At 42.4% G+C, this 23,087-nt stretch carries 29 protein-coding genes and 3 tRNA genes; 15 read left to right on the forward strand and 17 right to left on the reverse strand.

Annotation, left to right across the window (positions count from 1 at the left end; genetic code table 11):
* Nucleotides 1–116: 116 nt before the first annotated feature.
* Nucleotides 117–2,324 (reverse strand): hypothetical protein, encoded by a 2,208-nt coding sequence (locus KAU88_00395; protein ID MCK4476977.1) that lies wholly within the window; start codon nucleotides 2,322–2,324, stop codon nucleotides 117–119.
* Nucleotides 2,325–2,583: 259 nt separating this feature from the next.
* Here KAU88_00395 and KAU88_00400 point away from each other — a divergent pair, with 259 nt between their 5' ends.
* The 4 genes from KAU88_00400 (at nucleotide 2,584) to KAU88_00415 (ending at nucleotide 4,588) form a co-directional block, all read left to right on the forward strand.
* Nucleotides 2,584–2,859 carry a peptidyl-prolyl cis-trans isomerase gene (locus KAU88_00400; protein ID MCK4476978.1) on the forward strand — a complete coding sequence of 92 codons (276 nt, stop codon included), beginning with the start codon at nucleotides 2,584–2,586 and terminating at the stop codon, nucleotides 2,857–2,859.
* Nucleotides 2,860–2,938: 79 nt separating this feature from the next.
* Complete coding sequence (locus KAU88_00405) at nucleotides 2,939–3,331, forward strand: hypothetical protein (GenBank protein ID MCK4476979.1); 393 nt, start codon at nucleotides 2,939–2,941, stop codon at nucleotides 3,329–3,331.
* 169 nt (nucleotides 3,332–3,500) lie between these two features.
* Nucleotides 3,501–3,956: a CBS domain-containing protein gene (locus KAU88_00410; protein MCK4476980.1), complete on the forward strand. Its 456-nt coding sequence runs from the start codon at nucleotides 3,501–3,503 to the stop codon at nucleotides 3,954–3,956.
* Nucleotides 3,957–4,096: 140 nt separating this feature from the next.
* The gene (locus tag KAU88_00415; GenBank protein MCK4476981.1) at nucleotides 4,097–4,588 is read left to right on the forward strand and encodes a winged helix-turn-helix transcriptional regulator; all 492 of its coding nucleotides are present in this window, start codon (nucleotides 4,097–4,099) and stop codon (nucleotides 4,586–4,588) included.
* Nucleotides 4,589–4,800: 212 nt separating this feature from the next.
* Here KAU88_00415 and KAU88_00420 read toward each other — a convergent pair whose 3' ends face one another.
* The 7 genes from KAU88_00420 to KAU88_00450 all read right to left on the reverse strand — a co-directional run bounded on the left by KAU88_00420 (nucleotide 4,801) and on the right by KAU88_00450 (nucleotide 9,827).
* Entirely contained in the window at nucleotides 4,801–5,334 is a 534-nt protein-coding gene (locus tag KAU88_00420; GenBank protein MCK4476982.1) for a hypothetical protein, read from the reverse strand.
* A gap of 275 nt (nucleotides 5,335–5,609) precedes the next feature.
* A complete protein-coding gene (locus KAU88_00425; GenBank protein MCK4476983.1) occupies nucleotides 5,610–5,894 on the reverse strand; it encodes a DUF5615 family PIN-like protein in 285 nt (94 codons plus the stop codon).
* 82 nt (nucleotides 5,895–5,976) lie between these two features.
* Complete coding sequence (dinB, locus tag KAU88_00430) at nucleotides 5,977–7,014, reverse strand: DNA polymerase IV (protein ID MCK4476984.1); 1,038 nt, start codon at nucleotides 7,012–7,014, stop codon at nucleotides 5,977–5,979.
* A 263-nt stretch (nucleotides 7,015–7,277) separates the two neighbouring features.
* Nucleotides 7,278–7,496, reverse strand: a complete 219-nt coding sequence (locus tag KAU88_00435; protein MCK4476985.1) for a hypothetical protein — start codon at nucleotides 7,494–7,496, stop codon at nucleotides 7,278–7,280.
* A 116-nt stretch (nucleotides 7,497–7,612) separates the two neighbouring features.
* The gene (locus KAU88_00440; GenBank protein MCK4476986.1) at nucleotides 7,613–8,737 is read right to left on the reverse strand and encodes an Ig-like domain repeat protein; all 1,125 of its coding nucleotides are present in this window, start codon (nucleotides 8,735–8,737) and stop codon (nucleotides 7,613–7,615) included.
* Between the two features lie 108 nt (nucleotides 8,738–8,845).
* Complete coding sequence (locus KAU88_00445; GenBank protein ID MCK4476987.1) at nucleotides 8,846–9,031, reverse strand: hypothetical protein; 186 nt, start codon at nucleotides 9,029–9,031, stop codon at nucleotides 8,846–8,848.
* Nucleotides 9,032–9,272: 241 nt separating this feature from the next.
* The gene (locus KAU88_00450; GenBank protein MCK4476988.1) at nucleotides 9,273–9,827 is read right to left on the reverse strand and encodes a CoA pyrophosphatase; all 555 of its coding nucleotides are present in this window, start codon (nucleotides 9,825–9,827) and stop codon (nucleotides 9,273–9,275) included.
* Between the two features lie 106 nt (nucleotides 9,828–9,933).
* Here KAU88_00450 and KAU88_00455 point away from each other — a divergent pair, with 106 nt between their 5' ends.
* Nucleotides 9,934–10,164 carry a NifU family protein gene (locus KAU88_00455; protein ID MCK4476989.1) on the forward strand — a complete coding sequence of 77 codons (231 nt, stop codon included), beginning with the start codon at nucleotides 9,934–9,936 and terminating at the stop codon, nucleotides 10,162–10,164.
* A 128-nt stretch (nucleotides 10,165–10,292) separates the two neighbouring features.
* Here the strand turns inward: KAU88_00455 and KAU88_00460 are convergent, their stop codons facing one another.
* Nucleotides 10,293–10,835, reverse strand: coding sequence for a hypothetical protein (locus KAU88_00460; protein MCK4476990.1), 543 nt, complete (start codon nucleotides 10,833–10,835; stop codon nucleotides 10,293–10,295).
* Between the two features lie 141 nt (nucleotides 10,836–10,976).
* Here KAU88_00460 and KAU88_00465 point away from each other — a divergent pair, with 141 nt between their 5' ends.
* The gene (locus KAU88_00465; protein MCK4476991.1) at nucleotides 10,977–12,386 is read left to right on the forward strand and encodes a hypothetical protein; all 1,410 of its coding nucleotides are present in this window, start codon (nucleotides 10,977–10,979) and stop codon (nucleotides 12,384–12,386) included.
* 117 nt (nucleotides 12,387–12,503) lie between these two features.
* On the opposite strand, the gene KAU88_00470 is transcribed toward KAU88_00465, so the two are convergent.
* Together KAU88_00470 and KAU88_00475 are read right to left on the reverse strand one after the other, a co-directional pair.
* Nucleotides 12,504–12,800, reverse strand: a complete 297-nt coding sequence (locus KAU88_00470; protein MCK4476992.1) for a hypothetical protein — start codon at nucleotides 12,798–12,800, stop codon at nucleotides 12,504–12,506.
* A 92-nt stretch (nucleotides 12,801–12,892) separates the two neighbouring features.
* Nucleotides 12,893–12,997: transfer RNA gene (locus KAU88_00475), tRNA-Asn, on the reverse strand.
* Nucleotides 12,998–13,297: 300 nt separating this feature from the next.
* On the opposite strand from KAU88_00475, the gene KAU88_00480 reads away from it, so the two are divergent.
* The 5 genes from KAU88_00480 (at nucleotide 13,298) to KAU88_00500 (ending at nucleotide 15,768) form a co-directional block, all read left to right on the forward strand.
* Nucleotides 13,298–13,388: transfer RNA gene (locus KAU88_00480), tRNA-Ile, on the forward strand.
* A gap of 45 nt (nucleotides 13,389–13,433) precedes the next feature.
* Nucleotides 13,434–13,907: an NUDIX hydrolase gene (locus tag KAU88_00485; GenBank protein MCK4476993.1), complete on the forward strand. Its 474-nt coding sequence runs from the start codon at nucleotides 13,434–13,436 to the stop codon at nucleotides 13,905–13,907.
* A gap of 349 nt (nucleotides 13,908–14,256) precedes the next feature.
* A complete protein-coding gene (locus tag KAU88_00490) occupies nucleotides 14,257–14,550 on the forward strand; it encodes a hypothetical protein (GenBank protein ID MCK4476994.1) in 294 nt (97 codons plus the stop codon).
* A 410-nt stretch (nucleotides 14,551–14,960) separates the two neighbouring features.
* Nucleotides 14,961–15,443, forward strand: coding sequence for a peptidylprolyl isomerase (locus KAU88_00495; GenBank protein ID MCK4476995.1), 483 nt, complete (start codon nucleotides 14,961–14,963; stop codon nucleotides 15,441–15,443).
* 139 nt (nucleotides 15,444–15,582) lie between these two features.
* Nucleotides 15,583–15,768: a hypothetical protein gene (locus KAU88_00500; GenBank protein ID MCK4476996.1), complete on the forward strand. Its 186-nt coding sequence runs from the start codon at nucleotides 15,583–15,585 to the stop codon at nucleotides 15,766–15,768.
* Between the two features lie 241 nt (nucleotides 15,769–16,009).
* On the opposite strand, the gene KAU88_00505 is transcribed toward KAU88_00500, so the two are convergent.
* Nucleotides 16,010–16,474: a CBS domain-containing protein gene (locus KAU88_00505; protein ID MCK4476997.1), complete on the reverse strand. Its 465-nt coding sequence runs from the start codon at nucleotides 16,472–16,474 to the stop codon at nucleotides 16,010–16,012.
* A gap of 269 nt (nucleotides 16,475–16,743) precedes the next feature.
* Nucleotides 16,744–16,819, reverse strand: a tRNA-Gln gene (locus tag KAU88_00510).
* A gap of 374 nt (nucleotides 16,820–17,193) precedes the next feature.
* On the opposite strand from KAU88_00510, the gene KAU88_00515 reads away from it, so the two are divergent.
* Nucleotides 17,194–18,114: a transcription initiation factor IIB gene (locus KAU88_00515; protein ID MCK4476998.1), complete on the forward strand. Its 921-nt coding sequence runs from the start codon at nucleotides 17,194–17,196 to the stop codon at nucleotides 18,112–18,114.
* 183 nt (nucleotides 18,115–18,297) lie between these two features.
* Here the strand turns inward: KAU88_00515 and KAU88_00520 are convergent, their stop codons facing one another.
* Nucleotides 18,298–18,699, reverse strand: a complete 402-nt coding sequence (locus KAU88_00520) for a hypothetical protein (GenBank protein ID MCK4476999.1) — start codon at nucleotides 18,697–18,699, stop codon at nucleotides 18,298–18,300.
* Between the two features lie 219 nt (nucleotides 18,700–18,918).
* On the opposite strand from KAU88_00520, the gene KAU88_00525 reads away from it, so the two are divergent.
* The 3 genes from KAU88_00525 to KAU88_00535 all read left to right on the forward strand — a co-directional run bounded on the left by KAU88_00525 (nucleotide 18,919) and on the right by KAU88_00535 (nucleotide 21,570).
* The gene (locus KAU88_00525; protein ID MCK4477000.1) at nucleotides 18,919–20,559 is read left to right on the forward strand and encodes a GNAT family N-acetyltransferase; all 1,641 of its coding nucleotides are present in this window, start codon (nucleotides 18,919–18,921) and stop codon (nucleotides 20,557–20,559) included.
* Nucleotides 20,560–20,564: 5 nt separating this feature from the next.
* Nucleotides 20,565–20,906, forward strand: coding sequence for an adenosylmethionine decarboxylase (gene speD / locus KAU88_00530; protein ID MCK4477001.1), 342 nt, complete (start codon nucleotides 20,565–20,567; stop codon nucleotides 20,904–20,906).
* Between the two features lie 121 nt (nucleotides 20,907–21,027).
* Complete coding sequence (locus KAU88_00535) at nucleotides 21,028–21,570, forward strand: QueT transporter family protein (protein MCK4477002.1); 543 nt, start codon at nucleotides 21,028–21,030, stop codon at nucleotides 21,568–21,570.
* A gap of 26 nt (nucleotides 21,571–21,596) precedes the next feature.
* On the opposite strand, the gene KAU88_00540 is transcribed toward KAU88_00535, so the two are convergent.
* The 3 genes from KAU88_00540 to KAU88_00550 form a co-directional block, all read right to left on the reverse strand.
* On the reverse strand, nucleotides 21,597–22,199 hold the full coding sequence (locus KAU88_00540; protein ID MCK4477003.1) for a 4Fe-4S dicluster domain-containing protein: 603 nt from the start codon (nucleotides 22,197–22,199) through the stop codon (nucleotides 21,597–21,599).
* 35 nt (nucleotides 22,200–22,234) lie between these two features.
* Nucleotides 22,235–22,738, reverse strand: a complete 504-nt coding sequence (locus KAU88_00545) for a 4Fe-4S dicluster domain-containing protein (protein ID MCK4477004.1) — start codon at nucleotides 22,736–22,738, stop codon at nucleotides 22,235–22,237.
* Between the two features lies 1 nt (nucleotide 22,739).
* Nucleotides 22,740–23,087 (reverse strand): hypothetical protein (locus KAU88_00550; GenBank protein ID MCK4477005.1); only part of this gene is annotated, 348 nt, incomplete at its 5' end.

Below are 23,087 nucleotides of genomic sequence, written 5' to 3' on the forward strand. Positions count from 1 at the left end.
TTGAACCAACCATTAAACAAGTCTCATCTATATAGCTCGTTTTCTCTCTCTTTCCATTTATGCTGTCAACTAGATAGCGTACTGAAGAATCTGAGCGGTGCGCGTCATTTAGGATTTTATGGAGCCGATGTTTGTCCGTATTTGCTGACAATTGTGACTATGTCGAAGATGTCTATTACGCCGCTGTTCGGAGCTACATCAGCGCCTGGGAACCAGTTCTTATCTGGCACGCCGGTTCCCTGAGAGCTATAGGCTCCAACAGCAGTTACAATGTCGTAGATGTCGATTTTATAGCTGCCACCGCGCGGTTTTGGTCCACTCTCCCACTTCCAGACGAAGTCAACCTCGCCCAACGGCGGTGTTTCCATCCAGTAGTAGGGGTTACGCTTCAGTGTTAGGTTGCCATCTACTCCAAGTGTAAAGTCGGTTGCGTAGTACATGCCGGCACCCTCGAAGATCGTTTGCCAAGGCAAATCGCCTGGTGTATACCCTCTAGAGATTCCAAGATGCCAATAGTCCACAATGACAACCGCGCCTTCTGGCAAATCTGTAAAAATCTCCAACATGCCCTTTATGCATGTCCCTATATCGTCCCCAATAATATTATACTCACTGAACATACTTAGAGGAACACCATCAACTCTTATAGATTTAATCCAGACTAATTTAGCAGCGTAATTTAGATTAACCACACCTGGTGTTGTTAAGTTAGTTCCTTCTACAAATGTTTCGGTGGCATTGTAGGTCAGCGGGGGTTGCAGCCACAGATCTATCGGTAATATGGGGCTATTGGCTTGGTAAACGTTCCAGTAGTTCAAGGTGTTAAAGTAGATGTCAACTTGGAAATCGTTTACGATGTCGATGTGGTGAACGTCGCTGAACTGGTCATACCACCAATCCGTAATCTGAAGATTATACCAAGCACTAAAGAAGTAGTGGTTGGTATTGACGTTTGCCTTCTGGTTGCCTGTCACAGGCTCTACAAAGTAGGTGTCGTTTCTTAACCACTTTGTAACCTTTGTTTTGCTCACGCCGTCATCATCCCAAATGCCAAAGTCCCAATCCCGAACAAAACCAGCTTGGTCAACAGAAAGGTCATAAGGAGGTATATCGAGACTACTGTAAAGGTTCATTCTATCCAAACATTGATAATCATAGAACCAGTCTGAGTAGATGATATTCATAGCTGTGGGGGGTCTTTGAGTTCCAAATCTGATGGCGGATCCGTCTACTTTGTAGGCGTTCAAGAAGGTGTAGGAGTTTTCAGGCCCATACCAATCCATATTGACGACGCCAAGCAGGTTCCTGCTGTAAGCCCAGTAGCTTACGGTGCTCCATAGAGGAATGGTTATGCATTGTTCTGTGAAGTAACCCAAGGCTTTCTTGGTGTTTTCGATAATCTCATCGTGTGATTGGCCATACCGAGCGTTGTGTAGAAGCTGACAAAGCTCGGGGTAGTTGGGGTTGCCGCTGCAGTCAACACCCGTAACGTAATTGGGGCCCCAAGGATACCAAAACTCGTAACAATACAGCGAGTACAAAGTTAGTGGCGGGAACCTTGTCCCGCTCCATCCACCCGTGTAAAGGTGGTAATCCATGTCACGAAACACCCTTTCCGTGAGAACTGGGTACGGTACGGTCACAGGTATACCATGCTTTCTCATGTTGTCGACAAGCAGATTGCCAGCCTCAAACCGTCTGGAAACGTCAAATCTAATCACCGCGATCAATTCATCTAAGTCTTGTTCTGCCTTCTGCGGGTGATCTGCAGGGTATGTTCGGATTTTCTGAGCTGAGCCTGGAAACGCTGGATCGTAGTACGGGTTATCCGTAGCGCCTTGCACGAAGCTGGCTGCGTCCAACGTGTATGCTGCGGCTTGAGGATCATACTCATAAGGATAGTTTGGATACCAACAGGACTCGTTTCGCCAACCCTTGTTTGATGCTCCTATTGGCTGGTCAATTCTTTCAGCGAAACCTCCGCAAATCTCCTCAACGATGTAGTCCTTGTCAACCAAGAATGCGAGAGCTTGCCTGAAGCCTTGGTAATTTGTAGGCGAACGTATACCTGGATAAGTGCGAATGGTGCAGTTGTTGTTGATGTCAAACTCGTACATGCCCGAGCTAGCAACAGGAGCCAACACGATGTTGATGTCGTTAATCGCATCCTCAAACAGATCTGTTGTGAGCTCATAGCCAATTATGTCGATTTCGCCCGTCTTCAACGCCAAATATGCCATAGTTATGTTTGGATAGAAGTTAATGATGAGGTCTTCAGTTCTAGGTCCTCTCGTTGCTGATTCTGCAGCTACAGCGTTTGGCATATTTGCTGATATTGAAACACTAAAATGAGCATCGACACTGAAAGAGATACTTGCTCAACTGTTCTTTTCAATTAGTTTTTCTCCTTTCTTGGTAGCTTTCAATTCGTAAGGATTCATTCAAAACTACCGAATTATAGTATTACTCAAAAAGACTTAAATAGGTTTCTTATGAATAGAAAGCATGATTTCCCTAGAATCTTCGTTTCTATGCGTCAATCTGTGAATAACTATTATAAACAGATTAACGTAATCAATCTTTATGCCAAACAAAGTTCATTGCGCTCATATCCTTGTAAAAACCCAGAAAGAGGCAAATGCGGTTCTGGAACGGTTGAAGAAAGGGGAAAAGTTTGCAAACATCGCGAAGCAGGTCTCGCTCTGTCCGTCGGGAAAGCGTGGAGGAGGCCTTGGAACGTTCAGCAGAGGAAAGATGGTGAAGGAATTCGAGAAAGCAGCTTTCGCCCTTCAAAAAGGACAGATTTCACCTGTAGTAAAAACGAAGTTTGGATACCACGTAATAAAGAGGCTTGAATAGGCTAAAATCCTTCTTCAAACAACCGTCACTAAACACTAAATACTGGCAATACAAAGCTAATTATGACGTGGTGACTTGAATGCCCAGAGCAACAATCGTAAAAGAAGAAATTTCAGAGAAAAACATGCACTTTTTAGCTATCTACGTAGAGACCAAAAATGCGAGTTTGGTTCTACTTAGCGAAGCGGAAGACCAGCTAGGCACCTTAGCGGCATCCGTGCCATCTACTACTGGACTACGAATTCAACCGCTTTTATCTTCAGTGCTTTTGGGGGATAGAAACACCACAACAGCACGTATGCTAGCAGAACGTCTCGCCGCCAAAACTGGGAAGATAGGACTCGTTTCCGTATACCTCAAAACCGTAAGTGAAACCGAAGCAAATCCAGTCCTCATGAAACTCTTCGAAAGAGTAACCACAGTAAGCAAAGCAGAACAGGAACATCGTGAAGGAGAGAGCATTAATACATGAGCCTACGAAGCTTTCTTCAAGAAACAGAAAAAACAAGTAGTGCGTGTAAGAGAAAGAGTACCGCCGCATGTCTGTCTTCCCATGTAGAGACAAAACCTAAAAAGAAGCCAACCGTAAATCCGTGTTAGCTTATATGCCGAGTTCAGAATACTAATGTGGTTGTGAATCTATGTCCTTAAAGGTTGAAGACGCGATGGTGAAAGAAGTCATTACGATAGACGAAAAGTCAACGATAAAAGAAGCAGCAGACGTGATGAACAGATTTGAAATCGGCTGCCTAATTGTCACCAAAAACGGAAAAGCAGTCGGCATACTAACAGAACGAGACTTACTAACTAGAGTTGTAAGCCAAACAAAAAATCCTAGAAAGACAAAAGTGGAGACGGTGATGTCAAAACCTCTCATCGTCGTGGAACCAGACATGGACTTAGAAGAGGCTGCCAAACTGATGTTTAAACTGAAAATAAAAAAACTTCCGGTAGTTGAAGGCGGACGACTTATGGGGCTGGTGACTCTTACAGATCTTGCACGTTTTCAGCCACAGATGATTCGCATCCTCAAAAAACTAAGCAAGCAAATGGCACCAAAACGAATGAAGAAAGTCGTCGACTACTACGTCGTGTAATCGCTAAACACATTTTTTATCGAGGCAATTAACGAAGAACAAAAAATTCACGCAACAAGTTGGAGATATCCAACCAAGGCCAAAAAGTCACAGATTCTTTAACCAAAAGATGTAAATTCAATTGTTGCGTATTCTTAATTATGCGAAAGAAACTTCACAAGAAATTATTAATAGAATTACTAAGAAACTCTAAAGAAAGCGATAGGCGCTTAGCCAAAAAGTTAGGAGTTTCGCAGCCAACCATTACAAGAACTCGCAACAAACTTGAGCGGGAAAGCTTCATCAGGGGTTATACAATTATTCCTGATTGGAGAAAACTAGGCTTTGAAATATTCGCGCTCACCTTCGTTAAAATGGATCCGAAAATAGTGTCCGAAGAATCTATTGAAAAAGTAAGGGAATACGCAGCAAAGTTTCCAAATGCATTTTTCGCCTCTACAGGAGAAGGACTGGGCATGACTGGGGTAATTATGTCCCTACATAAAGACTACAGAGATTATTCTCAGAAATTGGCCTTGTTCCGAAGTGATTGGGGACAATACATGGAGGAGATTCAAAGCTTTATCATGATCACAGATGAAGGTGTAATCAAAGAATATTCATTCAGACATCTTGACGAGAGCTTTTTGTAACCAGTATACAATAGGTGAACCTGCTGAGACATAGAAGCATTTAGAGTACGTTGGCTAATGCATAGCTGATTGGTTTTCAGAGCGACTAATACCATTCGGCTATTGCTGAGGCTATGCAAGAAGAAGGAAGCCGGTAGAGGATGGCTTCGGAATTGCCTGCCAGAAAGACGATGTCATGCTGTTCCGCAAGAGGAAATAGGTGGAATAAACTCCTATTTCCGTAGAGTAAATTCCCATTCGCACCACATGTTTTCTGGATGTGGACCTGGAGGGCATGTGTTGCACACTACTTCTATGTTTGGGTTGAACTCCTTTGCAAAACTTTGGAGATAGCCAAATCGCACTTTTTTGCATGGAAACTCATCTAAGCCCTTTCCTATTCGCGTTTCTTGAGTTCGGCAACGTGTCACTCGGAAAATCCCTCTCTTAAATGATACTTCAGATTCCTTTTCTGTTTGATATAGAGCCCAGCTCGTGTTTTTCAAGGTTTGAATCAGAGCTGCAACATTGTTCTCCTTTACGTCTAGAGTTTCCTTCAGTTCCCTAGCTTCAATTTTGCCCATGATTTTCCAACAGTTCGCATCGATTTGGGTAGCTGCCTCTGTGTCAAATTTTTTTTCTATTCCAAGAAAGTAGAGACCGTCAACCCGCCAAAGATTCTTGATATGCAAAAAGAAAAGCTTGAGAAGTTTATCTTTAGGAGTGTTGTCTAACATTTCCAAGTCTGTTCTAGTAGGCCAACTCATCATGAGCACCAGTAAATGGCTATATGACTATTTCCGTAAACATACATAAGTTTTCAGGCCCTGTGCGTTCTGAATATTAATTCTCACTTCATAAGTTTAATATTGTTTTGATGTAAAATCTAGAGATAAGCGCACAGCGCGAATGGTGTGCACCCCCAAATAATGGGGATCACGCATACCCTTTACAGGGTATCCTCAAATGCGTTTGAGCTTTTTTTCTAGAATTCATTTCTTCTTCTCATCACTTTTTTTAAGCGCTATTTTCACGCTATACATCATTTCTGTTGTATATTGGGGTATTTCTCTCTTATTTTGGCGTCTGCTATTTTAGCAACAGTGGCATTGGAGATCAACACATGTTTGACGTTCATGAGGTCGGCCAAGTCTGCTGGTTTTTGATCTTGAGTTACAAGCAATAAGTTGTTGTCTTTTGCATATTCCACGACTTCCTTGTCTCTTGCTCCTTGCAGTCCTACGTCCTGTGCAATCAACACGCCCCATCCCAAAATCTCAAAATATTCTTTCAATCCTGCATACATTTCATCAAGTAGAAGCTTCAATGAGACCAACTCGTTCCATTACAATTTGATACATCATATTTATAGCCTTGTTTGCGTCGCGGGGAATGTAGCGACAAAATCGTCAAACAAGAGTTTTCTGTTCCCTGCTTGAAGTGAAATTTGACGTTCTCACTCCTATCAGTCTTATCTTTCTATTTCTGGTGAGATATGGCTGAATGAGTTCTCTGGCAGTTTTTTGGATGCCTTGAAGATTGTTAGTGAAAAAAGACAGTGTCTTTCCATGGGTGTGAGTTTCGAAGTTCTCGAAGCGGATTTTGATAGTTACCGTTTTGAAATGCAATTTGCGTTCTACGAGTTCTTCATAGATTTCTTGGCTGAGTTTATCTAATGTTTCGAAGACTAACTCAAAGTCAGATGTATCTTCTTCAAAAGTGGTTTCTCTGCCCACAGACTTGACTACGCCTCTCTCAGCAACCTCACTGTTATCAACTCCGCGGGATGAGAGGTGATATTGAGCGCCCATTATGCCGAACTTTTCAGTTAAAACTGACACGTCAAAAGCAGCTAGGTCGCCTATTGTTTTTATACCGATTTCGTTTAATCTGCGCGCTGTTTTCTTGCCTACCCACAACAGTTTCCGTACAGGTAGCGGAGCCAGAAAACCTTCAACTTCACTCTCTTCAACAACTGTTATCCCATTAGGCTTCCTGAAATTACTTGCTATCTTCGCTACGAGTTTATTGGGTCCAACACCTGTCGAACAGGCAAGCTTCTCTTTCTTATAGATCTCACGCTTTATTTCCTCTGCCAACCGTCTTGCATCTCTAAAATTGTCTATTTTTAGGCTAATATCGAGAAAAGCCTCGTCGAGCCCCCATTGTTCAAATTTATCTGTATATTTCTGGAGAATAGCCATGATTCTGGATGAGGCTTGAGTATAAAGCCTGTAGTTAGGTTTTATATATACGGCGTCGGGGCAGAGTTTCCAAGCTCTTGAGATGGGTATTCCAGATTTTACACCGTATTTCCTTGCCTCGTAATTACAGGTGCTCACCACTCCTCTTCCCTTTCCCTCTTTTGGGTCAGCCCCAACAATAACAGATATTCCTTTGAATTCTGGATGCTCTTGCTCTTCAACTGCAGCGTAGAACTGATCCATATCAACATGAAAAATTATTCTGCCTTTGGCTACCCCTTTATTTTCCTTTGGCACCAAACCACTCAACCACTCAAGATATAGTACCTATTCCTACCGTTTTGTTGTACTTCGGCGCATACATAGGTGTTTTTCTGATGTTCAAAGCATTTCTCTAGAAAAACCGCTCTATCATCTACAATATCAAAAAGAAAAGCTTAGAAGCTCTATCTAAAAAGAAGAGTGTGTCTTAGCGTGTGGATACAAATGCTTTGTGATGCCGTACACTAAATTTTGGCAAGCTTTTTTCTTTGAAGTGGGGAATTAATGATTTCGCGCAGCAGGTTCTGGGTTGGGATTACCACGGAAGCTTTAACCATGCTTTTCAAAGTTCGTAGAGGTGTGTGGGTGATTTCAGTTGATGCTTTTAGCAGCTCTAGATTCCATTCAATGGCAGCTAGTTTCTTTTCGATTGGAAATGCGTATTTTTCATTTTTTTGGCTCATAGTTTTTAGGTCTCCAAACTTATATCTCTTATATTGCTATATAGGATGCTTATTCCTCTAGAGGCAATGTTCCCAAAATTGACATATTAGGCTAATGAGATATTCTTTTATACATTTCATATAGAAGCTTCTTCAAGAGTTTGCATCTCATGCGGATAAGTAGTTCTATGCATCAAAAACAACACAACAGCAATTATAGCTACAATGACAATTCCACCACCAGCAAACACCAAAAATTCAGGAACAACATAAACAGAAACAATTCCACTGTCCGCTCCCGCATATTCATCGTTTCCAGACCACATTGCTTTAACGTGATACTGTCCCCATAGCAGTGGGTTCCACGAAAACATATATCGCCCATTTGCATCTAACTCCACAGCCCCAATAGAGAACCAATTACCATTTTCTACGGCATACAACATGACTGTTCCATTCGAAATCGAGACAGAAACTTGCCCAGTAATCACCACAGCGCTTCCTTCCACTACAAAGCTTGGTGAAATCGTCAAAGATATTGAGGAAGCCTTAAATGTTCCGAAGCTTGATGAAACTTGCCCTGGGGCAATCTGCTCATAATTCTCCAACGTGACAACTGCTACTTGAGCTCCTTCTAGCTCTGAAGGGCACTCTCCAACTCTCCAACCATTCTGCCAGTCGTCACCAGTACATTCCGCCATGTAGTATCGGACGCCTCTGTAGTCAATGTATGAAATTGTTGTTCGTACGTCCGCTGGAGGGCTAGGAAGGTCTACGCCGATGTTCATGTGGCTTTCATGTTCATAATAGAGTAGAACAATGTTCAAGTCTTGAGATTTTATCAACGACGCTGCAACATATGAAAGCAAATCACAATCTCCTTTGTTTTCGACGATAGTTTCAACGGGATATTTGGTTTCTTCAACAACTTGATATGGAATCTGATGAACCACCATGAGAACCGCGTTCACAAAATCTTCCTCATCAGGAAAGATGCTTCTAATGTCTGCAGCCACAAGCGCCAGCGAATAAGGAGTTACAAAACTCGCGAAACTGTCCTGAGTTAACTGATGGCTCTTTTGCTGATAATATTCGTATAACAAATGAGTTGTTGAAAGGGTGAGTTGATAAGTGGACTGTCCTTTGAGTAGAAAATATTTCCGCTCATAGTTTTGAGCAAAGCATACTCTCGAGAAAATTAAAGCCAAAAAGACCCCCGTGACAATAGCCGCAACAAGTTTACCAGCCGTTTGTCGACGCATAGGACATCCCACAAAGGAACTTTCTAGTTTCGACATGAAAAGGTCTATGAAATGGGAATCTGAATCTCTAGATAGTAATTATACCATACAATAATCGCGTACATCCAGTTAGATGTACATGTATACGGTGTCTTTGTCTATTCGTATTACTTTTCCATTAGCCTTACAGAAGTCAAAAAGAATCTGCCGCATTCCTCTCAAAGTCTTTACTTTCTTCGCTTTCTTGCCCCAATCTGGGTCAGCCAACAACCGCACAACAACATCCAAACTGGCGACACATTTGTTGCAACGCAAAGAGATATTCTCCTTTCCCCAGTCTTTCACAGAAAAAACAACTATTTCAATGATAAAGCGATTATTCCCGCAATCGACTTATATCTATCTAAAAAGCTGAAAGACATTAAATGGATTAGCGTGATGCCAAAAAAGCCCAAATGTCCGCACAAATGTACTTCTTTGCAAAAAAAGGTTGGGCATTTCTCTAACGCAAACGCGTACTACGTATAAGAAAACGGAAAAACAGGCGCAAAGCACACTAAATAGTATGCTCAGAGATTTGAGTGAACTTCTCCAAAATTCTGAAAGTCAACCCCCAAACCACATTTCCTTCCACAAAATAAGCTGGGACTTCTCCGAAAGGGAAATCAGCAGTTCCCCTGCATTCTCGCAATTTTCCCACAAGAGCCCAAACATACCCTTCTAATTCTTCGCTCAGTATTATTGTGGGCTCATGTTCTAGAAGGATGACAAAAGAAGCTACTAGCAGCTTCGGCCTCACAGTTGACCTCGTATGTTCCAACACTCCCAGAAAGCGACAACGATTAGCAATGTTTATGTTGGTCTCTTCAAGTGTCTCCCTAACAACGGTCTGTATTATATCCCGATCTTTTGGGTCACGTTTTCCACCGGGGAAAGCCATCTGCCCTGACCATGGATCCAAAGAGCTCTCTGTCCTCTTCACTAAGAGAATGTTAAGACCTTGATCTGCAGGCTCCAGCAAAAGAGCAACTGCGGCATCTGCATTTTGCACTTCTGATGCAGGTTTCAGCTTTTGCGACAAGCTTCTTATGGTTTTGGTATAGTTTGACATTATCGTCTCCCAGTGAAGATGACTTGAAATTCAGCTTCCATGTAAGAAGCAGTATTGAAGAGAAGTTTTTATAGCACACTCACTTAATGTTTTCGAGTGAGTTGCAATGAACGAGAAGGTCAAAGAAAAAGTTGAAAAGGCAATCGAAGAGATAAGACCGAATCTACAGGCTGATGGTGGTGACATTGAACTTGTCGATGTGGATAATGGAGTTGCTAAGGTTAAGCTGAAGGGGGCATGCGCAGGTTGTCCAATGTCAACGATGACAATAAAGTGGGGAGTTGAAAACTTCCTAAAGCGAAAAGTGCCTGAAATAACAAAAGTTGAAACGGTTTAGAAAAACTGTATGGACTCGCAATAATTGCTTGTGCGCAAGAACTGATCGTAAGTTATCTTTGTGTTTGATTCGAAGTTTTAATGAAAGTCTCCGCGTGAGATTAATTCTGGTTCTCATCAGCTGCATTACTAGAAAACCGGTCGTACACGTGCCATGCTCTCAAGGACCCAGCCTAAAGCGATTGTCGCTATACCGAGGCTGAACGTTACGAAACAATCTAGGATAAAAATCCATTCGAAACCGCTAGCCGCGCGAAAATATAATGTGAGCGCGTTATATTGAAAAACGGATAAAATGACTAGAGATGCTCCAATTATGTAAAAGCAAACTCGTGCAATGACCTGGCTGGTTGTTAACCGATGCGTATAAGCCAAATATTTTTTGATGCTTTCAACCTCTTCTGCCCGGTTACGTGTAGATGTTCTTAACTCTTCCAATTCTTTTTCAAGATCCTTGAGGCGTCGTTCAGCAAATGTTTCCATTTCTTTGCGAAGACGGGAGTGTCTTATCTGCTTCTTGTAAAGGGTCAAAATCGCTTTTTCTCTACTTTTTCCTTTATTGCCTAGTTTTTCTATGTCATAATTTAATGACAGCTCAGGGTTTGCATATCCCATCCTCTTGTAAATCTCAATAAGCTCCTCATACATCTTTTCGGTTTTTGCAGATGACATCTTATTCACAAAAAATACAAATGTTTCAATCACATTTAAAGGTTTGAGAATTCATATCACTTCTTGAAGAGAATCAAAGATGAACTTTGATGAAGCAAAAGCGCTATTCTCGGCATCTAATCGAGAAAGTTGTGGGGTGGAATGAAGAAAGTAATGCAGAGAATTATCTTCATACTGCTGGTAACTGTTATATTAACGCTTACTCCCAAAATTCCAGTTTCCGCTGCTGAATTACCGATGGAAATGCCGGTTGTTTACGTGGATCCGCAGGACGCTTTTGCTGCCGTAGGAACAATTTTCAATGTAAGCGTTAAGGTTTTCAATCTCAAAGATAGCTTCTATGGGACCGATGAGGAGTGGATACCAGGTGATCCCCTACCACTTCCAGGTTCGCTTTATAATTATTCTCTAGGCCACATGTATGGCTTCAATATCAACTTTAGCTGGGATCCTGAGATACTGGAATATGTCAGCCGTCTTGTCAAGACACCAGTAGAAGACTACGCTGACGGTGTTCTTTACGGACCCATATTTGAAGTTCAAGACGATGTAAACTCAACTGAAGGCACATATTCCATCACACAAAACTCCGTACCCATCATTGAGGGATTCAATTGTCATAACAGAAGCGCCACGGTGTTTACTATAACCTTCAAAGTAAAGAGGGAAGAGCCATGCCTACTGCGCTTAGAAAGTGTCGAACTTTTGCTCGATGTTGTTTTGGCAGTCGAACCAAGAGTACCCGACATAATCCCCCATCACGCCCTAGATGGAGCGTTTACTCCCGTAGAGATGACTCGTATCACCAGCATTGATGTTGGTGTCTTGATTGATACACAATTGCACACTCCGTTGATCTTAGGTGAAGATGCAATAGTGCGCGTTCTTGCCGTAAATGATGGAACGGTTCCAAACTCGTACAACCTAGTTGTTTATAACGATGCCATCCCTCAGGCAATATGGGTGGGTGAAAATTTATCCCCAGGTGAAATGGAAACCTATACCTGCACTCTGAAAGCTGAGGATGTAAGGAGAGGGTTACACAAAGTTACAGCTAAAGCCACTATTTCATTTCAAGACACCACAATTGTTGATTCGCTCACTAAGGATTTCGCCGTTATCACCGCTCCACTACTGAGTGTAAGTTTACCGAACTACATACGTGAAAACGAGACGGTAATCCTTAACGCCGAAAAAAGCTTTCATCAAGATCCAAACGGCCAAATTTCAAACTTCAGATGGTCAATCTACGAACCTAACGGAACTGTTCCAGCTTATGAATATGAGGGCACAAGCGTGACTCATACATTTACCCGGAATGGAACATGGCGCATAATACTGGTAGCTAGAGACAATTGGGGAGTTACATATAATCCGTTGCGAAATGCAACCATACCATACCGAGAAGAGATTATGCTTGACGTGCACACAGGAAACGAGCCACCTCCGTACGATTTTGCGTATGCGCAGACGGTTGTACTTGTCGCCAGTATAATATTGGTAGCTGCAATTGGCATCGTTGTTTACAGAATAAGAAAAAAGCATCGTTAGATGCCTTTGATTGGCTTTTGGAGGCACAGAGCAAAAATTGAAGGCTTATGTTTTCTAGTGAAAATGTGCTGGCTAGACGGAACGTTAACTAACCTTTTCTGCGCTTAAGCAGAGTGTTTACTTTTGACGTAGATGTAAACGTAAATCTTCAAGGCTTTTAAGGAACGTGTGCCCTTTTTCGGTAACTTCGTACTTTTTCCCATATTGTGCGGCGGTTTCTGTGATGTAGCCCATATTAGTTAAGAAGAGTAGGTATTTGTTTAGCTGATCATAGCTTAGGCTGGCGTGTTTCATGATTGCGTATTTTCTTCCACCTTCATCGTATCGCCTAATCGTCTTAAGTACGTCTCTAAAAATCGTGACTCTATCCCTATATTTGAATGAACACATCCTTACTGGGTCGAAGCCAAACATTATTAACAACCAATATAAATAATTGATTTCCATGCTTTTTAGTGTTTTGCTTACGCGGCTTTTGGGTCGCGGGTTTGCGAAAATTATTATGGTGGCGCCGCCGGTAGGAATCGAACCTACGACCGACTGGTTAACAGCGTCAGCCCCTGATAAGCCCTACCAGAGTCAGCTGCTCTACCTAACTGAGCTACAGCGGCAACATAACGACTATTCTGACGAAACTGGGAATATTTAAATCTTCATACATCAAAACACAACAGTCTGAGGGTAAAGGAATGTATAGACCAATGCAATTCCTAGTATATCTCTGCTTCTCCTTAGGATTTCTAATCCTCCTACACCAATACATTTTACATGGGGTATTGTTTGAAATAGCAGACATCCACCACGAAACCTTTTCCATTGCCTTCTTCTCCCTTGGCTTAGGCATTTTGCTTGGAACTACCCGTAAAACTGGAAAACCTTAATTTCACTGTTACTCTACAAAATAGGGAAGAGGGCCCGTAGCTCAGTATGGTCAGAGCGACAGGCTCATAATCGTCTGGATGAGAGACCTGTTGGTCGGGCGTTCAAATCGCCCCGGGCCCACTACCCTCAAGTTTACTTGAGACCACATCTTACCAACAAGAGACTATGAGAAAAATCAATATCAGGATGGATTATTTGAAGCGTGAATATCCCACTAAGCCCATCATAGGCATAGGTGCAGTTATTATATGCAATGGCAAAATCCTCTTGGTCAAACGAGGTTCTGAGCCAGGTAAAAATAAATGGAGCATTCCAGGCGGTCTTGTTGAGCTTGGTGAAACTGTACAAGAGACAACCGTTCGAGAAGTTAAGGAAGAGACTAACCTCGATGTACAAGTTCGTAGCTTGATCGACGTAGTAGATAACTTGGAGCCAGACGAAAAAGGTAGATTGCGATACCACTTCGTTATTCTCGATTTTCTTGTTCACTTGGAGGGAGGAAGTCTCCGAGCAGGAAGCGATGTTCTCGACGTGCGCTGGGTCCCTTTAAGCGATGTGGAAGAATATGATTTGACAAAGTCCTTTAGAGAGTTCTTTGAAAGGAACCGAGGAATGTTACAAGGATTTGATTCTTGTTAGAAAATGAATACAAAAAGATTAGCCTTTGATATATGCGTATACCTCACTCTTTTCACTTGCGTCGTTTCCTTCAACCTAAGCTTCTTTCGCGTTAGACCTTAGCTTCGCCCTTTCATTGATCCATTTTAGATATATGTCATTTTACGTTGTATTTTGATTTTGGTAATATATCAAATACGGGAACTTGAATAAAGTAGACATTGACATCAAATCGGTTTATCCTGTTCGCTCCTCCTATTTTTTAGCACCCAGCAACGAATAATCTCTCGTTGATGCATAGATATGTCTTATTGAATCGTAAGATTTAATTAACCGTAATCGTGAACATTATAAAGGGGAAAACTGTTCAATGGGAAAATCAAAAACGATTCCATTAGCCCGAGGTTTGGTAGGTGGTGAAACCAGCCCCATTTATGGTCAACTTGAAGTATTCCTCACCAACTATAAGAACGTGAAAATTGTGATTAGGCGGAAGCCCTATTCCAATCGTTCAGACGTTAAATTTTCAATACCATTCACCGACTTGCAGGACATTATAGACATCCTGGATAAGGCTTTAGAGAAGCTTGACAGCTACTGGCTCTCAAGAGTTGCCACAAGAGAACTCGAGGAAAAAAATCTGCGTGCGAAGCCATTGCCCTGAAAAAACTGGTCCACAAACGCTAATGAAGTATTGTTAGCAGACTTCCAAACCTACTTGAGTGTGAGAGCTCGTAGAACTATTCTTCCAGAGTCGCATATATTGATATATCCCGACCAGTTTACCTAATCGAAAGGGAAGGTAACTTTTCGATCTCTAGTTGTTTAGTGGAATAGAACTCAAAAAAGTAATCACAGAATGTGATTAGAGCAACAGAACATGTGTACTTGCAGATATGCCGAATATTTCTGTACAGATATATTTTAATCGAGAGTTGCTATGTCACATTTAATATGTGTGCGCGTAAATCTGGCAAATATATGTCTCACAAACGTAAATCTCGCAAGAGCAAAAAGCCTATATTCATAGTTGCTGTTTTGGCTGTTATTGCAGTAGTAATAGTGTTGTTTAGTATGGTTGGCAAAAATGGTTCAAGCACAGATAGGGTTTTGCTTAGGACGAACATGGACGACATAGTAATTGAGTTGTATGATGACATGCCTATTACAGCAGGAAATTTCAAGGAGCTGGTCCAACAAGGAGTATATGATGGCACTATTTTTCATAGAGTAATTGATGGCTTTATGATCCAGGGAGGAGACCCTACTGGAACGGGACATGGTGATCCTTTAATACCTACAATACCGGACGAATTTACGGACCATAACAGAAACAATAGAGGCACAATGGCTATGGCAAATGCAGGACCAAATACGGGAAGCAGCCAGTTCTTCATAAATCTTGTAGACAATAACTATTTGGACAGTAAACATCCTGTTCTTGGGAAAGTGATAGAGGGGATGGATGTTGTTGACAGCATCGAAAAGGTAGAGACAGATGAAGATGACAGGCCACTGCAAGAAGTTAGAATAATCAAAGCACAACTTGTTGATTGACACACGTGTGCGAACAATTCTTGTTTATGTTTCTCCTCAGGGTTCTCTGTTCCCTTCAGTCTCTTTATTGCATAGGTTTTTGTGGTACTAAGAAGTCGTGTGAACGCGAAAGCTATTTATTATGAATATATGAATTCTTTTGAAAGGTGAGATTGCGACGAAAATACACTTCTGGGCGTTGCTCATAGGCGGACTCATACTGATCTTTGGCTTAGTTGGAATTGCAAACGAAATCGGTGGATTTAACATCGACGTTCCCTGGGTTTCTGTTATTGTGATATTGATGGGAATTTGGGTGTTAAGCAAGGCATTCGAGAAAAGATAATCGGCATGCAAAGCAAGCTTCTGAGTTCACGACTTTCTAGCAAAGAAAAAATTTCTAAAGTTTACAAAATTTTTCATTAACTTGTAATTTAGAAGGCTGGAAAATCCTCCTAGCTAAAACCTATTTTAGAAATTATTATCATCTTAGCGATGTCAATCTGTGTTTAGACTGATTTTTTGGGATTGGAGAAATTTTTATCTCTCACAATAGAGAGGTTTTTCAGCGGATTTTTGAAAGTTGGTCACGATATGTAAAAGTCTACTACTTTCTTCATTTTTCTTGAGGGGAGCCACCCTGTTTTCTTCAGTTCTTCAACTACCTTGGCGATTTGCGATTCTATATTTGTGACCCGAGCGATGTCTGATAGGGTTATTATGCCGATGAGTTGTCCATCCTTCGTTATTGGGAGTTTCTTTATATTCTTCTTAAACATTAGTTTTGCAGCGTCTTCTATGTACATGGTAGGTCCTCCCACTACTAGGGGTTTAGACATTATATCTGATACTTTGGTAAGTTCTGCATCCCTAGATTCTGCTACAACTCTTTTTAGAATGTCTCTTTCTGTTATTATTCCTTGGATTTCTCCATTCTTACTTACAATCAGGCATCCAATATCGTGCATGTTCATCAAGTTCACAGCGTCTTTAATTGTTGCATCAACCCGTATGCTAACCACTTTTTCAACCATAATTTCATTAACATCCAATTTAAGTACGCCCCGCAAATCTATGTTTTGATTTTGATGTAAAAGCTATTGTGCGTAAACATTAGCAACATTCAAGTCTCTTCTATAGGCACACACACTTATCTCTCATTTCTACAAACCCTGCAGATCTTCTGAACGCGCGCGTAAATGGTCAGAAAATCTAGGAAATCAGGTTTCAACCTTTCTAAGACGTGTGAAAACCACTTGAAACAGCTGATTAACAGCTTTCAGAGCATCTACTCTTCAAATATGTGTGAGAAGTGTGTGGTTGGTAGCCCGGGAGAGATTCGAACTCTCGTCAGCGGGTCCAGAGCCCGCAATGCTTGACCGCTACACCACCGGGCTTCATACAGTCAAAAAAATTAATCACCTCTAATAAATATAATCCAGCTTAACATGTTTTTCCGTGAGTTTTTCTTTGTTCATTGCGCGTCCTAGCTTATCTCTTGGAGTTTTCGTCAATCGCTGTGAGAAAGGTTGATGTAATTGACTCTTGCTCAGGAATGAAGTTCTTGATGTGAAATACCTTTTTTATTTTAGTTTTGTTAATCTGAAAGGCGAAATCGAAAGATTTATATATTAAGACCAAGCCTAAGGCTTTAGTACGGCGGCCAAATGGGCGATTTTTAATTCCGAAGTTTGTGATGAGGAAATTAATGGTTGTGACCGGTTTACGCTAGTCTGGGTCATGGAAGAGTATTGCTATGAGCAAGAAGACTATGGCGCGTCAGCGCTTAACGGATAAATGTCCTGAGTGTGGTAGCTTGAATCTTATCCATGATTCTGACTGCGGGGAAACTGTTTGTGGTAATTGTGGGCTTGTTTTGCGTGAGCAGATAATGGATAAAGGCCCTGAGTGGCGGGCTTTTACGCAGGAAGAGAAAGCTTCGCGTAGCCGGGTTGGGATACCCACATCATATTCGGTTCATGATAAGGGCTTGTCTACAGCGATTGGCCGTGTTGACAGAGATGCTTTTGGTCGCAAATTGCCCCTCTCGACGCGGTTGCAGATGTGGCGGTTGAGAAAGTGGCAGATTCGGTCACGTGTTCATTCGAGTGTTGACCGAAATTTGGCGCAGGCCATGTCTGAGTTGGATCGGTTGTCGGATAAGATGTATGTTCCGTCTTCGGTTAAGGAGAAGGCTGCGGTGGTTTATCGTAAGGCCTTGGATAAGGGTTTGGTGCGAGGCCGCTCTATTGCAGCTATTGCAGCTGCTTCTCTGTACGCGGCTTGTCGGACTACCCGTACACCGAGGACTTTACGAGAGATTTCTGAAGCTAGCTTAGTGGACAAGAAGGATGTAGCGCGGTGTTATCGATTGGTGTTACGTGAGTTGGATATTAAGATGCCTATTGCTGACCCGTTGACTTATGTTTCAAAGATTGCTGAGCAGACTGGGATTAGGGGGCCGACGCAGGGTGTGGCAATTAAAATTTTGCGTGATGCGAAGCGTAAGCGAGCTGCGGCTGGAAAGGATCCAATGGGTTTAGCTGCTGCCGCTTTGTATATTGCTTGCTTAATACGTGGAGAGAAGAAGACGCAGAAGGATATTGCTGAGGCTGCGGGTGTCACTGAGGTTACTGTTAGGAACCGGTATAAGACTTTGAAGAGGCAACTGGATATAGTGTTGCCAGACTAGCTTTTCAATATGTGGCTCTTAAATCGGGCTTTATAGTACAGGCTTCTAAAATACTGGAGAATGCTCAAGATACAGATGTCACTCGGATGATGTATGTAAGGCTAATCCCTATAAGCAATGTTTAGAATGTATAAAATGGCTAATCTAAAAGCCACACAAGCAATACAAACACCGCGAACAGCGTCATTCTCTCTTAATATAGCACTGCATAATATGCGGACAAACGGCGCATTCGTCAGGAATGTCAAGTTCTTCAGGACGACTACGTAGATATCCTAAGAAGTGCCTACAGCTTTTAGAAGGCCTAGTTGCCTGCGGGCTCGAAACAGCCTCTCCTGATATTCTATTTTTATCCGTGGCTCCCAATTGTGAGAATAATGTTTCCTCCTCATCAATAGCTTTTATGTGCACATGCCCCAAATGGTCCCCTCCACCGCCTTCTAATAGCATCTCCAACCGCAACATGCAATGTGGACAAGCATAATACGTTTCACGGGGAAGCTTGGAATAATCTGTAACCATCACCGGCTGCTGAAACGGTCGCCCGCATTTAGTGTAGGGACAGGTAAGGTCTTCCGACTTCAAAGAAACCAACTTCATAGCGTCTATTAATACTTCAGATATTGTTTCTTAATAAACATTACTGTATAAATGTACAACACTAATACACCTAGAAATAGGAGAGGGTTCCTTGTTTTTTCAGGACAATCTCCCAATATATAGGAAGTAAATTACGGAAAGACTAAATATTCCTCCACATCCTCATTGATGACGTAGTCTAATCATTAAGTTGAGACAAATATTATGCAATCAGAAAGACTTCAAGACAGAATTAGTTTGTTAAAAATTATTTCTGAGAAGGCAAAGTTAGAGGAAGGCGGAGAAGCTGTTGAAAAAATACTCCGAGAAATTTTCAGAAGCCAAAAAATAAGCACCAGAGACCTCGCTTATTTCACGCAACTTCCAGTACCCGTTACCGCAGCTGTCAGAAGAGAGTTGGAACATGAAGGTTTGGTAGCCAGAAACGGAGGCGCTTTTTTAACCGAAAAAGGAGAGAAATTTGTCAAGGAGCAGCTGGGACTCATTTATTCTCAGAGACTCATATGCCCAAAGTGTCAAGGAAGAAGCATCCAAATTCCAGATAAATTCGTGCCCTTGCTGAAAAAGTTGAGAACGCACCTGAGCACACGACCAAGACCTTTGCCATGGTTAGATCAGGCACACGGAACACCCGAAACAGCTCTCTTAAGAGCTCTTTTTATGCTGGAAAAGGGCGATGTTGAAGGCAGAAGAATCCTGTTTTTAGGCGATGACGACTTCACATCTATCGCAGTTGGATTGCTGAGAGCTGCAAGAGAGATTACAGTCGTTGACATGGACTTGAGATTGCTGGGAGCTATTCAACATGTTTCTAAGGGGGAAAGCTTCAATATCACTTGTGTCGAATGCGATCTTAGGAAACCGCTTCCTAAACATCTACATCATAAATATGATGTTGTCTTCACAGATCCGCCCTATACAATTACCGGTTTAACCCTGTTTATTTCACGCGGCATTACAGCTCTTCAACTACAAAAGGGCGCAAGCGTGTACTTGGCTTATGCCCACAAAGCTCCCAAAAGAATGTTGATGGTGCAGAAGACTTTGAGTGCTATGGGACTTGCAGTTGTCGAGCAAATCCCAAATTTTAACACTTATGAAGGTGCAGGAATGTTTGCTAACACAACTTTTCTAGCGCGACTTGAAACCACAGAGAAAACGAAGCCTCTAATTACGGGGGCTTTCAGCGACAAGCTCTATACGGGCGAGATTACCCAAACTGTGCGGACATATCAATGTCGATGTGGCGAAAAATTAATGGTAGGTGTGACTGAAGCGATTAGAACTGTTGAAGATCTAAAGGGGAGGGGCTGTCCCAAATGTGGAAGCGTGAAAGGTTTCAAGCTGATAAAGAAACAAAAGCTGAAGGAAGCCTTGGTCGATAGGTTGGTATTACGCAATTTTGCGTGGGCAGATTTTCCTGCGGTACTTGAGTTTGAAAGAGAAATTGCGAGGAAATCTTTTCCAAAGGCGCCGATTCTAGATGAGGCGTATCATAGGCAGAAGCTGGAAAAAGCGGTAAAAAGGGGTCATGATAACCTTAAAGTTGCGCTTTTGGATAACGAGATTGTTGGCTGGCTGTGGCTGAGAACGGAAAAAGACAGAAGCACAAACGAGAAATTCGGATACATAAAAACCATCATCGTGAAACCCAAGCATCGCCATCAGGAATTCGGAAGGAAACTCATGAAAGCAGCAAACCATCACTTCCTGAACAAGGGAATTCGCAGAATAGACCTTATAGTATCCACTACTAACCATGACGCTGCCTTGTTCTTCGAAGAGGTCGGCTTCGAAAGGCAACACTCAACAATGAGAAAAAGACTAGAAAACGAAGAGGAGTGAAAAATTTGAAGCAAATCAGAGAATCATTAGTGGATTTATACGGATGCAGAGCTGACCTTGACAACGCCAAATTCTTGACGGATGTCTTAGAAGCGGCCGCTCAAAAGATGGGAAGCAAAATAATTAAAACCACGTATCATAAGTTTTTGCCAACAGGCATAACTGTCATTGTCATACTTGCCGAGACCCACATTTCAATCCACACTTGGCCAGAACACAAATACGCTGCCTTAGACATCTTCATATGCAGCGAAGAAATAGACCCTGAAGTAGGATGGCAAGCCGTAAAGGACGCTTTAAACCCATCTTCCTTTGAAATTCACAAGATTACACGAAAAATAGAGTAATGCCATCAGCATTACCTTTATAACTTCAATCTGTCGATTAGGCAAATGTAGGCGGGTGAGTGGGTGCCTCCCATCCGTTCCGCCATAAAAACCCCGGAATAGTGGAGGTGAAAATTTGAGAATGGATGCAAGAGATCTCACTTTGATGGCTGTCTTTACCAGCTTATATGTTGTTATCAACTTGGTTCAAGCTGTCACCCCCGGTGGGAATCCGGCGATTTCTGGGCCAGTACAGTTGCGTGTTGCAGACTGTTTAATCGCTCTTGTGGCGTTGCTTGGATGGCCTGTTGTGGCTGGAGTGACTGTTGGGTGCCTTTTAACTAACGCTTATGCCTTCGTCGGTCCAGTTGACGTAGTTTTTGGGCCAATAGCTAATTTGGCTGCGGCAGTTTTAGTTCTGTTGCTTCGAAAACGTCGATTACTGGCATGTATAGTTGCTGCTTTCCCAATAGGTATCATTGTTGGCGGTGGATATCTTTGGTGGTTTTTCGCGCCACCAGACATTTTTGGCTTAAACTTACCTGTGTGGATGGCTATGATGATAAGCATTACTGTGAGCAGTTTGATAGCTATAGCAGTTATAGGCTATGCTTTGCTGAAAGTATTAAGTATGCCTGAAGTGGTGGAGCCGTTGAAGTCTCGTGGACTAAAAGTTTACAAATGACTTGGACAAAAAGGGAGCTGAGAGAGTCACTTTTTCTTCTCGAAAAGCTCTCTGTATTTTTCCTCGATACGTTCCATTATCTCTTTGCTTTCTGTTAGAAAATCAGTTACGCCTTCGCCCTTAGCCATTTTGACGAGTTTTTTTGACGCATCAATCCACTTTTTGGAAGCTGCAACCCAAGTCTTTGCAATGTCAGATTCTTCAGCTACAAAATCTATCGCTTCCTCAGGGCACATCTCCTTGCATTTAGGATTGCCATCGCAAAGATCACAAATGACTACAGTGTTGCCGTTTTCATCGTACCTTATGGCGCCATATTCGCATGCTTCTAAGCACCACTTGCAACCATCACATTTCGCGTCATCAACTAGTATGGCTCCAGTTTCCTCAGATTGAAATAACGCATCTCTAGGACAAGCTCGTATGCAAGGTGTGTCTTCACATTGTCTGCAAGTAACTGCTAGATGTATGAAGGGAGGGCCTCGAATAATGCGAATTCGAGATTTCAGGGGGTTAAGCACCTCTTCTTTTTCCCACGAACAAGCAAACTCGCATATGCTGCATCCGACACACTTTTCAGGGTTGACAGATAGGAACCTTTGATTAACTTCCTTTTCCTCTGCGTCCATCGTAATAGATCTCCTAGTTTAACGCGTTATCTATCTTATTCTGAAGCTTTTTCCACAGCCTCATGGAACAACTTCTCTACCGCTGTACGCCTAGCCTTTTGAGCAAGGACATCCGCCGTCACGAAGTCTAGGGCTTCTTCGGGGCACCATTCAACACATTGGGGTGAACCTAGTTCCTTACATGTATCGCACACGTAAACCACCTTTGTCTCTGGATGCAACATGATTGCACCGTAATCGCATGCTTCAATGCACCAGCCGCACCCGTTGCATTTATCTTCGTCAACCATGATTATTCCCGTGTTTTCTTCTTGAGACAACGCGTCTCTTGGACAAGCAGCAACACATGGTGGATCTTCGCAAAGTCTGCACGCCACTGCTAAGTTCACAAGAGGACCAAGCCGTATAACACGTATTCGAGACTTTGTCGGATTGAACGTTTTTTCCTTCACCATAGAACACGCGTACTCACAAGTACAGCAGCCGACGCATTTTGCGGGGTCGGCTGATACAAACTTCTTTTCGTGAAGCTTTGCCAAGTTACTTCTCTCCTTTTTTCTTCACTATATAAGCAAACTCGCCTAGGTTCAGCTCGTTGAGTTTCTCAGTGGTGGGAATGCCGTCTTTTGTCCATCCACGCACTTCATAGTAGTCATCTAGTCCCAAGTCAAACTCCTCTTTATTGACAACGCTTCCCTTTGCAACTCCCTCGTCAGGTATGGGTACTGTCATTATCTTTGGCGGTAAAGAATCATATTTCCTCGTTCCAACGCCCTCTCGGATATTGAAGAGTTTTGCCAGGTTGTTTATTCTTTCACCTGCTTTTTCTAGTTCTTCAACGGTTATTTCGATGCCTGTTGCGAGAGTATAGTCCAAGGAGCCGCCGAA

The organism is Candidatus Bathyarchaeota archaeon, from assembly GCA_023131225.1.
Classification (GTDB): Archaea; Thermoproteota; Bathyarchaeia; order Bathyarchaeales; family SOJC01; genus JAGLZW01.

What these genes read in the sequence shown, in the direction of transcription:
- KAU88_00395 (MCK4476977.1), bottom strand. Translation starts at nt 2,324, where the DNA reads ATGCCAAACGCTGTAGCTGCAGAATCAGCAACGAGAGGACCTAGAACT.
- KAU88_00400 (MCK4476978.1), top strand. Translation starts at nt 2,584, where the DNA reads ATGCCAAACAAAGTTCATTGCGCTCATATCCTTGTAAAAACCCAGAAA.
- KAU88_00405 (MCK4476979.1), top strand. Translation starts at nt 2,939, where the DNA reads ATGCCCAGAGCAACAATCGTAAAAGAAGAAATTTCAGAGAAAAACATG.
- KAU88_00410 (MCK4476980.1), top strand. Translation starts at nt 3,501, where the DNA reads ATGTCCTTAAAGGTTGAAGACGCGATGGTGAAAGAAGTCATTACGATA.
- KAU88_00415 (MCK4476981.1), top strand. Translation starts at nt 4,097, where the DNA reads ATGCGAAAGAAACTTCACAAGAAATTATTAATAGAATTACTAAGAAAC.
- KAU88_00420 (MCK4476982.1), bottom strand. Translation starts at nt 5,334, where the DNA reads ATGAGTTGGCCTACTAGAACAGACTTGGAAATGTTAGACAACACTCCT.
- dinB (MCK4476984.1), bottom strand. Translation starts at nt 7,014, where the DNA reads ATGGATCAGTTCTACGCTGCAGTTGAAGAGCAAGAGCATCCAGAATTC.
- KAU88_00435 (MCK4476985.1), bottom strand. Translation starts at nt 7,496, where the DNA reads ATGAGCCAAAAAAATGAAAAATACGCATTTCCAATCGAAAAGAAACTA.
- KAU88_00440 (MCK4476986.1), bottom strand. Translation starts at nt 8,737, where the DNA reads ATGCGTCGACAAACGGCTGGTAAACTTGTTGCGGCTATTGTCACGGGG.
- KAU88_00450 (MCK4476988.1), bottom strand. Translation starts at nt 9,827, where the DNA reads ATGTCAAACTATACCAAAACCATAAGAAGCTTGTCGCAAAAGCTGAAA.
- KAU88_00455 (MCK4476989.1), top strand. Translation starts at nt 9,934, where the DNA reads ATGAACGAGAAGGTCAAAGAAAAAGTTGAAAAGGCAATCGAAGAGATA.
- KAU88_00460 (MCK4476990.1), bottom strand. Translation starts at nt 10,835, where the DNA reads ATGTCATCTGCAAAAACCGAAAAGATGTATGAGGAGCTTATTGAGATT.
- KAU88_00465 (MCK4476991.1), top strand. Translation starts at nt 10,977, where the DNA reads ATGAAGAAAGTAATGCAGAGAATTATCTTCATACTGCTGGTAACTGTT.
- KAU88_00470 (MCK4476992.1), bottom strand. Translation starts at nt 12,800, where the DNA reads ATGTTTGGCTTCGACCCAGTAAGGATGTGTTCATTCAAATATAGGGAT.
- KAU88_00485 (MCK4476993.1), top strand. Translation starts at nt 13,434, where the DNA reads ATGAGAAAAATCAATATCAGGATGGATTATTTGAAGCGTGAATATCCC.
- KAU88_00490 (MCK4476994.1), top strand. Translation starts at nt 14,257, where the DNA reads ATGGGAAAATCAAAAACGATTCCATTAGCCCGAGGTTTGGTAGGTGGT.
- KAU88_00495 (MCK4476995.1), top strand. Translation starts at nt 14,961, where the DNA reads ATGGTTGGCAAAAATGGTTCAAGCACAGATAGGGTTTTGCTTAGGACG.
- KAU88_00515 (MCK4476998.1), top strand. Translation starts at nt 17,194, where the DNA reads ATGGCGCGTCAGCGCTTAACGGATAAATGTCCTGAGTGTGGTAGCTTG.
- KAU88_00525 (MCK4477000.1), top strand. Translation starts at nt 18,919, where the DNA reads ATGCAATCAGAAAGACTTCAAGACAGAATTAGTTTGTTAAAAATTATT.
- KAU88_00535 (MCK4477002.1), top strand. Translation starts at nt 21,028, where the DNA reads ATGGATGCAAGAGATCTCACTTTGATGGCTGTCTTTACCAGCTTATAT.
- KAU88_00540 (MCK4477003.1), bottom strand. Translation starts at nt 22,199, where the DNA reads ATGGACGCAGAGGAAAAGGAAGTTAATCAAAGGTTCCTATCTGTCAAC.